The organism is Pseudomonas sp. BCRC 81390 (assembly GCF_030341915.1).
Taxonomy (GTDB): domain Bacteria; phylum Pseudomonadota; class Gammaproteobacteria; order Pseudomonadales; family Pseudomonadaceae; genus Aquipseudomonas.
In genome coordinates, this window is record NZ_JATAAG010000066.1 from 383,912 (window position 1) to 397,539 (window position 13,628).

The window sequence follows — 13,628 nt, forward strand, 5'->3', positions numbered from 1 at the left end:
GCATTCATGACCGTGTTGAAGATGACCGACCTCGACCTGCAAGGTAAACGCGTACTGATCCGCGAAGACCTCAACGTGCCTGTGAAGGACGGTGTGGTAGCCAGCGACGCGCGTATCCTGGCAGCGCTGCCGACCATCAAGCTGGCCCTGGAGAAGGGCGCGGCGGTAATGGTCTGCTCGCACCTGGGCCGTCCGACCGAAGGTGAATTTTCGGCCGAGAACAGCCTCAAGCCAGTTGCCGACTACCTGAGCAAGGCCTTGGGCCGTGAAGTGCCGCTGGTTGCCGACTACCTCGATGGTGTCGAGGTCCAGGCCGGCTCCCTGGTGCTGTTCGAGAACGTGCGTTTCAACAAGGGCGAGAAAAAGAACGCCGACGAGCTGGCGCAGAAGTACGCCGACCTGTGCGACGTGTTCGTCATGGACGCTTTCGGTACCGCCCACCGCGCCGAAGGCTCGACCCACGGTGTTGCCAAGTTCGCCAAGGTCGCTGCTGCCGGCCCGCTGCTGGCTGCCGAGCTGGATGCTCTGGGCAAGGCCCTGAAAGCCCCGGCCAAGCCGATGGCCGCCATCGTTGCCGGTTCCAAGGTGTCCACCAAGCTGGACGTGCTGAACAGCCTGAGCGCAGTCTGCGACCAGCTGATCGTCGGCGGTGGCATCGCCAACACCTTCCTCGCCGCTGCTGGCCACCCGGTGGGCAAGTCGCTGTACGAGCCCGACCTGGTCGACACGGCCAAGGCCATCGCTGCCAAGGTCAGCGTGCCTCTGCCGGTCGACGTGGTAGTTGCCAAGGAATTTGCCGAAAGCGCCGAAGCCACCGTCAAGGCCATTGCCGACGTTGCCGCTGACGACATGATCCTGGACATCGGCCCGCAAACCGCCGCCAATTTCGCCGAGCTGCTGAAGTCGTCGAAAACCATCCTGTGGAACGGCCCGGTCGGTGTGTTCGAGTTCGACCAGTTCGGCAACGGCACCAAGGTGCTGGCCAAGGCCATCGCCGATAGCGCGGCGTTCTCCATCGCCGGCGGCGGTGACACCCTGGCGGCGATCGACAAGTATGGCGTTGGCGCCGATATCTCCTACATTTCTACCGGTGGTGGTGCCTTCCTCGAATTCGTCGAGGGCAAGGTCCTGCCGGCCGTGGCCATTCTGGAAGAACGGGCCAAGGCCTGATGACGTCGGCGCCTGGCAAAGGGAGTGGCCTGATGGTCAAGCAATTGCCTGTGATGATGCTGGTTGGCCTGCTGAGCGCCTGCGCTGGCAGCCCGGCCTCGGATGTCGAACCGGGGCAGCCGCCAAAGGGCGGCTGTTACCAGTCCGAATGGCAAGCCGAGACTGTGCCGGTCATCAGCAAGCGCGTGGGCCCGGAAGGCCTGGAAAAGTACGACGAAGACCACCAGCGCAAGGCGCCGGGTTGCCCTTGATCGGGTGACAGGCAACCTGAAGGCTGATTTGTGGTCTTGAAAAGGGGCCGCGGTGCGGCCCCGAATCGAGGAAGCTGAATGAAAGCGCTTTTGGCCGTGACGGCCCTGGCGACACTGGCAGGATGCTCGCTGCTGCAGCCGGCGCAACCCGCCCCGGCGGATGACTGGACCCGTTGGGTCTGCGACAGCCAGGCTGAAGTGCTGTGGCGCTTCGCCGATGCGCAACGTGACCAGGTTGATGTGCGCCTGGGGGGCGGTGACCAGGTCTACCGCCTCAAGGCCGAGCCCGGTGCATCGGGTGCGCTGTACAGCGATGGCATGCTGGCCTTCCATACCAAGGGCGAAGAGGGCCTGGTGTACTGGGTGGCAACCAACGATCTGATTGGGCGGGGCTGCAAGGCACCGTGACTGGCCGGGCCGCGAGGGCGGCCCACACTACTTGAACAGCAACCGCCCCTGCGGCAGGCTTGCACGAAACAAACGACGCTTGTCGGGAGAGAGATACACCATGGCACTCATTAGCATGCGCCAGATGCTGGACCACGCCGCCGAGTTCGGTTACGGCGTTCCAGCTTTCAACGTCAACAACCTCGAGCAGATGCGCGCCATCATGGAAGCGGCCGACAAGACCGACTCCCCGGTGATCGTCCAGGCCTCGGCCGGTGCCCGCAAATACGCCGGCGCGCCGTTCCTGCGTCACCTGATCCTGGCGGCCATCGAAGAATTCCCGCACATCCCGGTGTGCATGCACCAGGACCACGGCACCAGCCCTGACGTCTGCCAGCGTTCGATCCAGCTGGGCTTCAGCTCGGTGATGATGGACGGTTCGCTGGGCGAAGACGGCAAGACCCCGACCGACTACGAGTACAACGTGCGCGTTACCCAGCAGACCGTTGCCATGGCTCACGCCTGCGGTGTTTCGGTAGAAGGCGAGCTGGGCTGCCTGGGTTCGCTGGAAACCGGCATGGCCGGTGAAGAAGACGGCATTGGCGCCGAAGGCGTGCTGGACCACAGCCAGATGCTGACCGACCCGGAAGAGGCTGCGGACTTCGTCAAGAAGACCCAGGTCGACGCCCTGGCGATCGCCATCGGTACCAGCCACGGTGCCTACAAGTTCACCAAGCCGCCAACCGGTGACGTGCTGGCTATCGACCGCATCAAGGAAATCCACAAGCGCATCCCCAATACCCACCTGGTGATGCACGGTTCGTCCTCGGTACCGCAAGAGTGGCTGGCGATCATCAACCAGTACGGCGGCGACATCAAGGAAACCTACGGTGTGCCGGTCGAGGAAATCGTCGAAGGCATCAAGTACGGTGTGCGCAAGGTGAACATCGACACCGACCTGCGTCTTGCCTCCACCGGCGCCATCCGCCGCCACATGGCCATGCACCCGAGCGAGTTCGACCCACGCAAGTTCTTTGCCGAAACCGTGAAGGCGATGCGTGACGTGTGCATCGCCCGCTACGAAGCCTTCGGCACCGCCGGCAATGCCTCGAAGATCAAGCCGATCTCCCTGGAAGGCATGTTCCAGCGCTATGCCAAGGGCGAGCTGGCCGCCAAGGTCAACTGATCGACTGGCAACACGGAAGACCCGCAGAAATGCGGGTTTTTCGTTTTCGGGTTTCAGAAAAACTGCTGCTCATGCAGGCCTGTAGATCAGCAGCACGGAGGCCCGGAGAACCGACCGTTAGTCGGCTACGTTACAGTTGGGTCGCTGATAGCGTTCTGATTGCATTGCGTGTTATTCGCTCAGAGCTAGAGTACTAATGGATCCAAGTGTATTTTTGAAGTCGATCACATAATAGAGAAGCAGCATGGATGGCGCTCCCGCTCTACCGCAGCCACTGGATGGCAACTCGATTCTCCTGGTGGTAGACGATTACCCCGAGAACCTCATCAGCATGCGGGCATTGCTGGCCCGTCAGGATTGGCAGGTATTAACGGCAAGTTCGGGTATGGAAGCCCTGAACGCATTGCTTGAACATGAAGTCGACCTGGTCTTGCTGGATGTGCAGATGCCGGAGATGGATGGCTTCGAAGTCGCCCGGCTGATGCGCGGCAGCCAGCGTACCCGGCTGACGCCGATCATCTTCCTCACCGCCAACGAACAGTCCGAAGCCGCCGTGCTCAAAGGCTATGCCAGCGGCGCCGTGGACTACATGTTCAAACCGTTCGACCCACAGATCCTCAAGCCCAAGGTCCAGGCCCTGCTCGAGCAGCAGCGAAACCGGCGCATGCTGCAACGCCTGACCCGCGAGCTGGAAGCGGCCACGGCGTTCAATGCATCGATCCTGGAAAACGCCGCCGAGGGCATCCTGGTGGTGGATGCGCAGGGCACCATCAGCTTTGCCAACCCGGCCATATCCAGCCTGTTGTCCACGCCAGTAGCACAGCTACAGGGCGCCCGCCTGCTCGATCTTGTGCAACTGGCCAATGCCAGCCTGTGGGAGGACTCGGGCTTCTACCAGGCCTACCTGGGCAGGCAGATCTTCCGTGTGCACGATGCCCAACTGCGTTCCTCTGGCGGTGAGCTGCTGCCCGTGGCGTTGTCCTGCGCGCCGCTGCCGGTCGACCAGCAGGCCATGGTGGTGACGGTGCTGGACATGTCGGTGGTACGCAACCTGCACCAGCAGCTGGAGTACCAGGCCGTGACCGACCCGCTCACCGGCCTGCTCAACCGCCGCGGTTTCTACCAGGCCGCCGAAGGCGCGCTGTTGCGCAACGAGCGCTCGGACAAGTCGCAGGCGTTGATGTACATGGACCTGGACGGCTTCAAGCGCATCAATGACTCGCTTGGCCACGACGCCGGTGACCGGGTGTTGCGCTGGGTCGCCGAGCAGCTCAAGGACTGCCTGGGCAGCGAGGCGCTGCTGGCGCGCATGGGCGGTGATGAATTCACCGCGCTGTTCGACGGCCTGCCGTATCCGGAGCAGGCCGGGCGTTATGCCGAACGGCTGCTGGAGCGCGTTTCCATCAGCCACGAGGTGGACGGCTTCGACGTGTGCCTTGGGGTCAGCATCGGCATCGCCACCTACCCGGACTGCGGCGCCAACGTCGAAGGCCTGTTGCGTGCCGCCGATGCGGCGATGTACGCGGCCAAGCAGGCGGGGCGCCAGCAGTACCGCTTCTATGACCAGGAACTCAATGGCCGGGCACGTTCGCGGCTGATGCTCGAAGACAGCGTGCGCGCAGCCATCGAGCAGCAGGACTTCACGTTGGTGTACCAGCCGCAGGTCGCCTTCAATGGCGGTCAGTTGCGAGGTTTTGAAGCGTTGCTGCGCTGGCAGCATCCCAGTGTTGGCGATGTGCCGCCCGGGTTGTTCATCCCGCTGCTGGAAGAGGCGCGCCTGATCAACCGCCTGGCCAGCTGGATCTACCGCCAGGGTGCGGCCCAGCGTCAGGCCTGGTGCCAGCGCTTTGCCACAGACCTGGTGCTGGGTATCAGCCTGAGCCGTGCACAATTCGTCATGCCTGGCCTGGTCGAGGAGTTGCAGCGGGTGATCCAGCTGTACCAGCTGGACCCGGCACAGCTGGAAGTGGAGGTGGCGGAAACCTCGCTGATGTACAACATCGATGCGGCGGTGAAACAGATCCACCGCTTGCGCGACCTGGGGGTGCGGGTGGCGCTGGACGATTTCGGTGCCGGCGACTGTTCGTTGCGCATGTTGCGCGACCTGCCGATCGATACCCTCAAGCTCGACCGCCACCTGGTGGCGCGCCTGCCCGATTCGGCAGTGGATGCTGCGCTGGTGCGCAGCGTCATCAGCCTGTGCGGCGACTATCGCATCACGGTGATCGCCGAGGGCGTTGAAACCACGGTCCAGGCGGCCTGGCTGAAGGCCAACGGTTGTGAATACGTGCAGGGCTTCCTGGTGGCGTACCCGATGACCGCCGCGGATGCCAGCAGTTTTCCGGCGATTTTCTCCTGGCCAATGCCCTGATTGGCTAGAATCGGCATCCGTCATACCGAAAGCCGCGCCATGACTGTATTACGTTACCTGCAAGCCTACCCCCCGCACCTGCAGCAACAGGTGCGGCAGATGATCGACAGCGGCCGCCTGGGCGAATATCTGCAGCGCCGTTACCCTGGCCGCCATGACGTACAAAGCGACAAGGCGCTGTACGGCTATGCCCAGGATCTGCGCCAACAGTACCTGCGCAGCGCGCCGCCCCTGGACAAGGTTTTGTTCGACAGTCGCCTCGACCTGACCCACCGGGCCCTGGGCCTGAACACGGCGGTATCGAGGGTGCAGGGCGGCAAGCTCAAGGCGAAGAAGGAAATTCGCATTGCCTCGCTGTTCAAGGAAGCAGCGCCGCAGTTCTTGCGCATGATCGTGGTGCACGAACTGGCACACCTGCGCGAACGTGATCACAACAAGGCGTTCTACCAGCTCTGCCAGCACATGGAGCCGGACTACCACCAACTGGAATTCGACCTGCGCGTCTACCTGACCTATCGGGAGCTGCCGGGCAACTGTTAAGGACCACGCAGCATGGAAGTGAGCAAGACCAAGAGCAGCTTCTACCGGCGCCTGTACGTGGCCTGGCTGATCGACAGCCAGACCGCTACCAGCGTGCCCGCCCTGATGGAGGCCACCGGCATGCCGCGGCGCACCGCCCAGGACACCATCGCCGCGTTGGCCGACCTGGATATCATCTGCGAGTTCGAGCAGCAGGAAGGCGCGCGCAATCACGCCGGCCATTACCGCATCCATGACTGGGGGGCGATCGACAAGCAGTGGATCATCCGGCACTTGCGGCAGATCCGTGAAGTGCTGGGTTATCCCTGAACAAATCGCAGCTTTATGCGGCAGGATAGAAGCTTCGGCCAAAATAGAGGCTAAATGACACTATTGGCCGCTGTCCTGGGCTGAGGCTTTGTGTAATCTCATCGGCAGTTGCGAAGAAGACCGCCCTGACAATGTGTGCTCCCCGATTGCGAAAAGGACTTGAGCATGCGGCCACTGCTTTGTGTTCTGGGATTACTGGCAATGATGCTGGCGGCGCCAGCCCTGGGGGCTGACCGGCTGCGCCTGGTGGCGGACAACTGGCCGCCGTTCACCGACGCCGGCATGCCCGGCGGCGGTCTGGCGACCAGCATCGTCACCACCGCGCTGACTCGGGCCGGCTACACCAGCGGGTTCGAGGAGGTGCCATGGGCGCGAGCGTTGCTCGGGGTCAGCGAAGGGCGCTACGACGTGCTGATCAACGCCTGGCACAACGACTCGCGCGAGCGTATCGGGCAGTTTTCCTCAGCCTACCTGACTAACCGCGTTCGCCTGCTGCAGCGCAAAGGCGAGGCATTTCGCTACCGGCGTCAATCCGACTTGTACCCCTACAGCATTGCTGTGGTGCGTGACTACGCCTATTCCCCGGCGTTCGATGGTGACAGCCGTCTGCACAAAGTGCCGGTGCGCAACTTTTCATCAGCGGTGCGCATGCTGGCCGCTGGGCGGGTGAACCTGGCGGTGGAGGACGAATACGTGGCCCGATACAACCTGCAGCGCGAGCCGCAGGAAGTGCGTGATGGGGTGATGCTGGTGGAGCCGCCGTTGGGTGAGAACACCCTGCATATCCTGGTCAGCCTGAAGCACCCTGAGCATGCGCAGATCGTCGAACGGTTCGAGCGGGCGATCGCGGCGATGAAGGCCGATGGCAGCTATGCCCGGCTGCTGCGTCAGCATGGCTTCTGATCGCTCAGGCCACCCAGGAAATCAGCTTGGCGCACCTTCCTTGATCAGGTGCGCGGCCAAGGTCCGCAACGGGGCCAACTGTCGGCAGATCAACGCCAGCTGCGTCTGTACCAGGCGCTGGTGCTCATCCAGGTCGTCCGGCATCTGCTCCAGGGCATTGGCCAGCGCTTCTTCGGCATCACTGTGAATCGCCACCGGCGCGCGCGCGGCCAGGCCGTTGGCGATTTCGTCCAGGCTGCTGGCCAGGCTCTGCCCGGCACCTTCGATCAACTGTTCCTGTACTTCCGCGGGCAAGGCGGTATCGCGGTGCGCGCCCAGCCCGGAGAGGTAGCTGAGCAAGGTGTGTGACAGCACCAGGAAGCGGAAGCCGACGTCGGCCTCCTTGCGGAAGTGCCCCGGCTCCATGAGCATGTTGGCCAAGGTGGTGGACAGTGCCGCGTCGGCGTTATGGGCATTGCGCCGGGCCAGGCGGTAGGCCAGGTCGTCGCGCTTGCCGTGGGCGTACTGCTGCATGATCTGGCGCAGGTAGAGGCTGGCGCAGGTCAGGGTATTGGCCAGCACCTTGTTCAGGCGCCGCCCTTGCCAGTCGGGCAGGAACAGGAACACCGCAAGAATGGCGATCAGGCTGCCCACCAGGGTATCGAACAGGCGCGGCAGGAACAGGCCGTAGCCATCGCCGATCTGGTTGAAACAGAACAGCACCATCAGGGTGATGGCTGCTGTGGCCAAGGTATAGCGGGTGGTGCGGTTGACGAAGAACACCACCCCGGCAACCACGGCGAACAACGACTGCACAACCGGGTTGGGGAACAGGTCGAACAACGCCCAGCCTACGGTAAGGCCGAACGCGGTGCCGACTATCCGCTGCCCCAGCTTGCGCCGGGTTGCACCGTAGTTGGGCTGGCAGACAAACAGGGTGGTGAGGATGATCCAGTAGCCTTGGGTCGGGTGGATCAGGTGCACCATGCCATAGCCGATCGACAATGCCAGCGGCAGGCGCAAGGCATGGCGGAACAGCAGTGAGGTTGGTGTCAGTTGGGTGCGCAAGCGCGTCCACACGTCCTTCAGCGAACGTGGCGAGCGGTCGAGCAGGCTGCTGTCGCTGGCATCGGCCAGGCTGTCCGGGTTGCTGGCCGCACTGAGCAGGCGGTCCAGCGTCGCCAGGTTGGCCGCCAGCGCCCTCAGCGAGCGCAACAGGCCGCGCCACGCCGGGTTGCTCTGGATGCGCAGGTGTTCCAGCGAGGCGTTGAGGTCCTCGAGGGCTTCGGGATAACCACTGGCCAGGACGAATGGCTGGCGCAGGCGGATCGAACGGGCCAGCTCCTGGCAGGATGAGCCCTGTTTGCGCAGCAGGCGTTGGCAGCGGAACATCACGTCGCTGTGGAAGAACGCCTCGGTCAGGGCGTTGTAGGGGTAGTGCGAGGCGCTGACCCGCTCATGGATGTCCTGCGCCAGGAAGTACAGCTTGAGGTAGCGGCTGACCTTGGAGTTGGGCTGGCTATTGCCGACCCGGTGCAGGATGATTTCCTTGGCTGCGTTGAGGGCCGCCACTACCTTGCCGTTCTGCTGGGCCAGCTCCAGGCGCCGCGCTTCGATGTCGAGGGTGCGGATGGGCTCGAACAGGCTAGCCTTGAGCTTGAGGTAGCTGCCCAGCTCGAAGAACAGCTTGGCCAGGCTCTGCTGCACCGGCTGGTTGGAAAACAGCGCCTGCCACAGCACCGACAGCAGCCCGTACCACGCCGCACCTGCCACCAGCAGCAACGGTTCGTGCCAGAAGTCGGTGACCTGGCCGCCGCGCTGGTCTACGCCGATCATGGTGTATACCGAAGTGATCAAGGTCGCCGAAGCGATGGCGCCATAACGCTCACCCAGCGCCCCGAGCATGGTCAGGCTGAAGGCGGCGAGGGCCAGGGCAATGACGAAGATCCAGGGGTAGGGGAACAGCAGCTCGACCGCCAGCGCGGCGATCGCGAAACACACCAGGGTAACGGCCAGGGCGCTGAGGCGGCCCTGCCAGCTGTCATCGGTTTCCGCCAGGGCGCTGGCGATGATGCCGAGGAACAGCGGAATCAGCAGGGCCATCTCGTTCTGGTACCAGCACAGGGCCAGGCTGCCGGTGAGGGCAATGGTGACCCGGATGCTGTAGCTGAACTTGTCTTGGCCCCACAGGCGACGCAGTGACTGACGGAACGAGCTCGATGACATGATGGCCTGCTGGGCAGTGAGCGATTGAATGCATGGCTGCACGGTCAGCAAGAAGCGTTCCGTGCTGCTGAATGGATTCTACTCTACACGAACTGCGCAGCGGCGTTGGCGGAGGCCCAGGCCCACTGGAAATTGAAACCGCCCAGGTGGCCGGTCACATCCAGCACCTCACCGATGAAATACAAGCCTGGGCTCTTCAGCGACTCCATGGTCTTGGACGACACTTCGCGGGTGTCCACCCCACCCAAGGTCACTTCGGCAGTGCGGTAGCCCTCGGTGCCGGCCGGTACTACCTGCCAGTTCGCCAGCTTGTCGGCGATCTGCGCCAGTTCTGCCGGGGTGTACTGCTTCATCGGCCTGGACTCGAACCACTGCTCGGCCAGCAGGTTGGCCAGCTTGCGGGTGAACACTTCGGCGAGCACGGTCTTCAGTTCGGCGTTGGCGCGCTCGGCCTGCATCTGTTGCAGCCACGCCAGCGCGTCGCGGTCGGGCAGCAGGTTGATCTCGACCGTGTCACCGGCCTCCCAGAACGACGAGATCTGCAGGATCGCCGGGCCGCTGAGGCCACGGTGGGTGAACAGCAGGTTCTCGCGGAAACTGGTGCCGTTGCAGCTGGCGGTGCAATCCAGCGAGGTGCCGGACAGCTCGGTGCACAGTGCCTTGAGTTGGGGCTCGGTGATGGTGAACGGCACCAGGCCGGCGCGGGTCGGCAGCAGGGTGTGGCCGAACTGGCGTGCCACCTGGTAGCCGAAGCCGGTGGCACCCAGGGTCGGGATCGACAGGCCGCCGGTGGCGATCACCAGTGACTGGCAGGCGAACTGGCCACCGCTGGTCTGCAGCAGGTAGCCGCCTTCGGTCTTCTCGATCTGGTCGATGCTGGTGTGCATGCGGATCTCGGCACCGGCCTCGTCGCATTCGGCCAGCAGCATGTCGAGGATGTCGCTGGCCTTGTTGTCGCAAAACAGCTGGCCGAGCTTCTTCTCGTGGTAGGGCACGCCGTGCTTGCACACCAGCTCGATGAAGTCCCACTGGGTATAGCGGGCCAGGGCCGACTTGCAGAAGTGGGCGTTGTGCGAGAGGAAGTTGCCGGGTTCGGTGTACAGGTTGGTGAAGTTGCAGCGCCCGCCGCCGGACATGAGGATCTTCTTGCCCGGTTTGTTGGCATGGTCGAGTACCAGCACCCGGCGGCCACGACGGGCGCTGAGCTGGGCGCACATCAGGCCGGCGGCGCCGGCGCCGAGGATGATCACGTCGGTGGAGTGCACGGTGTTACCTCATTGGTAGCCAGGGCCGCTGTGTGGCTCGTCGCCAGCAAGCCCGTTCCCACAGGGACTGCACCCGGGCAGAGGCCAGGGGAGATCCAGTGGGAGCTGACTTGCCGGTGACGGCTGCAAAGCAGCCCCGGAAAAAATGTCAGACGATGCGAACTTTCAGCGAGCGGCCCTTGATCTTGCCGCTGTTCAAGCGCTGCATGGCCTGCCTGGCCAGTGGCCGCTCCACGGCAACAAAGGCCTGGAAGTCAAAGATCGCAATCTTGCCCACCTGCTTGCCCGGGATCCCGGCATCCCCGGTCAGCGCGCCAAGGATGTCGCCCGGGCGCAGCTTGTCCTTGCGCCCGGCCGCGATGCACAGGGTGCTCATCTGTGGCAGCAGCGGCTCGCCGCCCTTGCTCTTCAGGCTGTCCAGCTGGTCCCAGCGCAGCGGGCTCTTCTGCAACTCTTCGATGGCCTGGGCGCGGTGCCCCTCGGCAGGTGCCACCAGGCTGACTGCAATGCCTTTTTCGCCCGCACGGCCAGTACGGCCCACGCGGTGCACGTGGATTTCCGCGTCACGCGCCAGCTCGACGTTGATGACCATGTCCAGGCCGTCGATGTCCAGGCCGCGTGCAGCCACGTCGGTGGCCACCAGCACCGAGCTGCTGCGGTTGGCGAACATGGTCAGCACCTGGTCGCGGTCGCGCTGCTCCAGGTCCCCATGCAGGGCCTGGGCAACGATACCCTTGGCGGTCAGGTGGGCGACCAGGTCCTCGCACTGCTGCTTGGTGAAGCAGAACGCCACGCAGGACTGCGGGCGATAGTGGCCGAGCACGCGGGTGACGGCCTCCAGGCGCTGCTGCGGGTCGATCTCGATGAAACGCTGCTCGATCTGGTTGTCGCTGTGCAGGCTCTCGACCTTGACCTGTTGCGGGTTGCGCATGAAGTCGGCGGCCAGTTGCTTGATACTGGCCGGGTAGGTGGCCGAGAACAGCAGGGTCTGGCGACGCGACGGGGTCTTGCCAATGATGCTGGCGATGGCGTCGAAGAAGCCCATGTCGAGCATGCGGTCGGCTTCATCCAGCACCAGGGTGTTCAGGCCGTCGAGTACCAGCGTGCCCTTGTCCAGGTGCTGCTGGATACGCCCCGGGGTGCCGACGATGATGTGCGCGCCATGCTCCAGCGAAGCGATCTGCGGGCCCAGCGAAACACCGCCGCACAGGGTCAGGATCTTGATGTTGTCCTCGGCGCGGGCCAGGCGGCGCAGCTCCTTGGCCACCTGGTCGGCAAGCTCGCGGGTGGGGCACAACACCAGCGCCTGGCAGCCGAAATAGCGCGGGTTGATCGGGTTGAGCAGGCCGATGCCGAAGGCGGCGGTCTTGCCGCTGCCGGTCTTGGCCTGGGCGATCAGGTCCTGGCCCTTGAGAATGACCGGCAGGCTCTCGGCCTGGATCGGCGTCATCGAGGCATAGCCGAGGGCGTCCAGGTTGGCCAGCATGGCGGCGGACAGCGGCAGGGAGGCAAAGGCGGTGGAGTCGGTGGTCACGAGGCGGGCCTGCGTTGCGAAGCGAAAAATGCCGCATAGTCTACCAGCCTCGTGGCCATTCGCCCTACGACTCCATGTGTTGTTCCGGACGACGCGCACGCCTTCCGTCCGTCGGCGCCAGCTGCAGGAAGATCGCCGCCGCGAGCATGGCCATCACGCCGATGGTCACGAAGGTCAGCTGGAATGCGCCCAGGGTGGTTTCCACACCCTCGGCGCTGCCGGCAGCGGTGAAACCACCCAGCAGCGCACCGGCGCAGGCCACGCCCAGGCTCAGGGACAGCTGCGCCACCACCGACAGCAGGCTGTTGCCACTGCTGGCGCTGGCGTCGTCAAGGTCGATCAGGGTTACGGTGTTCATCGCCGTGAACTGCATGGAGTTCACGGCTCCGAGCAGGCCAAGCTGAAGCAGCAACACGGCATAGGGCGTCTGCTCGTCGACCAGGCCGAGGCTGGCCAGCAGCACGCCCAGCAGCAAAGTGTTGCCGGTGAGGATGATGCGGTAGCCAAGGCGTTCGATCAGCGGCCGGGCAATGGACTTGGCGAGCATGGCCGCTGCGGCCAGTGGAATCATGCTCATGCCGGCCTGGGCCGGCGAGTAGCCCAGCGCCACCTGCAGCAGCAATGGCACCAGGAACGGCAGGGCGCCACTGCCCAGGCGGGCGAACAGGTTGCCGAGGATACCGATGGCAAAGGTGCGCACGCGGAACAGGCTGGGCGAGAACAGTGGCTCGGGGTCGCGCCCGGCGCGCAGCCAGTAGGCCGCCAGGCAGGCCATGCCGGCGAACAGCAGCAACATCACCCGCAGGTGTGGCAAGTGCAGTTCACCCAGGCCCTCCATGGCGATGGTGATCAGCACCATCGCTGCGCCAAACAGCAGGAACCCCGGGCCGTCGAAGGTGGTGCGTTCGGCGCCGCGCAGGTCGGGAATGAACCGCCACACGGCATAGCAGCCGACCAGGCCGACGGGCAGGTTGAGCAGGAAGATCCAGTGCCAGCTGAGAATCTCCACCAGCCAGCCGCCGACCGTCGGGCCCAACAGCGGGCCGAGCAGGCCGGGAATGGTGATGAAACTCATGATGCGCACCAGCTCGGTGCGTGGGTAGGCGCGCAGTACCACCAGGCGCCCGACCGGCAGCATCAGCGCGCCGCCCAGGCCCTGCACGACCCGCGCGAAGATCAGGAAACCGAGGCTGTTGGCCGCCGCGCACAGCAGCGAGCCGAAGCTGAACAGCAGGATGGCGCTGAAAAAGATGCGCTTGGTACCGAAGCGGTCGGCGATCCAGCCCGAGGCGGGGATCAGCAAGGCCACCGTGAGCATGTAGGCGATGATCACGCCTTGCATGCGCAGCGGGTCTTCGGCCAGCGAGCGGGCCATGGCCGGCAATGCGGTGTTGAGGATGGTGCCGTCCAGGGACTGCATGAAGAAGGCGATGGCCACCACCCAGGGGATCCAGCGGGCGGTGACGGGGTCCAGCGGGGTGCGTTCGGGCATGACTTCCTCGTTTGT

Annotated in this window: 12 protein-coding genes; 8 read left to right on the top strand and 4 right to left on the bottom strand. The window is 64.3% G+C overall.

Annotated features, from left to right (window positions below):
- The first annotated feature begins 6 nt into the window (after nucleotides 1-6).
- From QSV36_RS18375 to QSV36_RS18410, 8 genes are all read left to right on the top strand, one after another.
- A complete protein-coding gene (locus tag QSV36_RS18375) occupies nucleotides 7-1,170 on the top strand; it encodes a phosphoglycerate kinase (RefSeq protein ID WP_289133649.1) in 1,164 nt (387 codons plus the stop codon).
- Nucleotides 1,170-1,421 carry a hypothetical protein gene (locus QSV36_RS18380; protein ID WP_289133650.1) on the top strand — a complete coding sequence of 84 codons (252 nt, stop codon included), beginning with the start codon at nucleotides 1,170-1,172 and terminating at the stop codon, nucleotides 1,419-1,421. The genes QSV36_RS18375 and QSV36_RS18380 overlap by 1 nt, the downstream gene beginning before the upstream one ends.
- Nucleotides 1,422-1,499: 78 nt before the next feature.
- Nucleotides 1,500-1,829: an MliC family protein gene (locus tag QSV36_RS18385; RefSeq protein WP_170033126.1), complete on the top strand. Its 330-nt coding sequence runs from the start codon at nucleotides 1,500-1,502 to the stop codon at nucleotides 1,827-1,829.
- A gap of 100 nt (nucleotides 1,830-1,929) precedes the next feature.
- Nucleotides 1,930-2,994, top strand: coding sequence for a class II fructose-bisphosphate aldolase (gene fba / locus QSV36_RS18390; RefSeq protein ID WP_170033124.1), 1,065 nt, complete (start codon nucleotides 1,930-1,932; stop codon nucleotides 2,992-2,994).
- 244 nt (nucleotides 2,995-3,238) lie between these two features.
- Nucleotides 3,239-5,365 carry a putative bifunctional diguanylate cyclase/phosphodiesterase gene (locus tag QSV36_RS18395; RefSeq protein ID WP_289133651.1) on the top strand — a complete coding sequence of 709 codons (2,127 nt, stop codon included), beginning with the start codon at nucleotides 3,239-3,241 and terminating at the stop codon, nucleotides 5,363-5,365.
- A gap of 39 nt (nucleotides 5,366-5,404) precedes the next feature.
- Entirely contained in the window at nucleotides 5,405-5,905 is a 501-nt protein-coding gene (locus QSV36_RS18400) for a M48 metallopeptidase family protein (RefSeq protein ID WP_225779493.1), read from the top strand.
- A 12-nt stretch (nucleotides 5,906-5,917) separates the two neighbouring features.
- A complete protein-coding gene (locus QSV36_RS18405; RefSeq protein WP_289133652.1) occupies nucleotides 5,918-6,214 on the top strand; it encodes a winged helix-turn-helix domain-containing protein in 297 nt (98 codons plus the stop codon).
- Between the two features lie 165 nt (nucleotides 6,215-6,379).
- Entirely contained in the window at nucleotides 6,380-7,117 is a 738-nt protein-coding gene (locus tag QSV36_RS18410; protein WP_289133653.1) for a substrate-binding periplasmic protein, read from the top strand.
- A gap of 21 nt (nucleotides 7,118-7,138) precedes the next feature.
- Here the strand turns inward: QSV36_RS18410 and yccS are convergent, their stop codons facing one another.
- The 4 genes from yccS to mdtD form a co-directional block, all read right to left on the bottom strand.
- Entirely contained in the window at nucleotides 7,139-9,322 is a 2,184-nt protein-coding gene (yccS, locus tag QSV36_RS18415) for a YccS family putative transporter (protein WP_289134215.1), read from the bottom strand.
- Nucleotides 9,323-9,405: 83 nt separating this feature from the next.
- On the bottom strand, nucleotides 9,406-10,587 hold the full coding sequence (locus QSV36_RS18420; protein ID WP_289133654.1) for a BaiN/RdsA family NAD(P)/FAD-dependent oxidoreductase: 1,182 nt from the start codon (nucleotides 10,585-10,587) through the stop codon (nucleotides 9,406-9,408).
- A gap of 148 nt (nucleotides 10,588-10,735) precedes the next feature.
- Nucleotides 10,736-12,073, bottom strand: a complete 1,338-nt coding sequence (gene dbpA, locus QSV36_RS18425) for an ATP-dependent RNA helicase DbpA (protein ID WP_289134217.1) — start codon at nucleotides 12,071-12,073, stop codon at nucleotides 10,736-10,738.
- Nucleotides 12,074-12,185: 112 nt separating this feature from the next.
- Nucleotides 12,186-13,613: a multidrug transporter subunit MdtD gene (gene mdtD / locus QSV36_RS18430; RefSeq protein WP_289133655.1), complete on the bottom strand. Its 1,428-nt coding sequence runs from the start codon at nucleotides 13,611-13,613 to the stop codon at nucleotides 12,186-12,188.
- Nucleotides 13,614-13,628 lie beyond the last annotated feature (15 nt).